This window comes from Vibrio sp. 970 (genome assembly GCF_033339075.1).
In genome coordinates, this window is the sequence record NZ_JAWOTW010000814.1 from 1 (window position 1) to 519 (window position 519).

The following is a 519-nucleotide window of genomic DNA, read 5'->3' on the forward strand; positions in this document are numbered from 1 at the left end:
TAAGTATTTCAGTTCACGTTCGTCGGTGTCTACACTGTCCGAAACACCGTGTGGATAACCGTTAAAGCCAACAGAAACAATGCGGTTCTGTTTAGTGATCACCGCACCTACCTGCGTTGAAGGGTCTTTACTCCAAGACGCCACCAGTTCAGCCATTTGGTAAAAACGTTTCGCCCATTTAGAAATCATGCTCATCCTCTCGGTCGAAGGCTTTGAATTATCTGAATGATAACCCATTTTTTTTAAAAAAATAGTCGAAATACGAGCATTACAGTGAAAGCGATTCGTTTTCATGGTTAATCGGGGAGAGTTTGTTCAGCTCTAAGCAACAATTCCGCCTTTATTGATGAGTTTATTGGTCAAAATTGGCAAACGAATGAGTCATACATCACATTGATGATTAGAGGTTGCTTATATTGCGGGGTGAATGAATATCTGAAAATGATTTCAAATGCATCAACTTTATTTCGGCTCGTTTCAATTAATTACATTTAGAAACATTTTACGCAATTTATGTAG

Annotated in this window: 1 pseudogene; it reads right to left on the reverse strand. The window is 38.5% G+C overall.

Going from position 1 to position 519, the window contains the following annotated elements:
- Nucleotides 1–189 (reverse strand): annotated as a pseudogene (locus tag R7Q11_RS29355) (cell division protein DedD); the annotation flags it as partial.
- Between the last annotated feature and the right edge of the window lie 330 nt (nucleotides 190–519).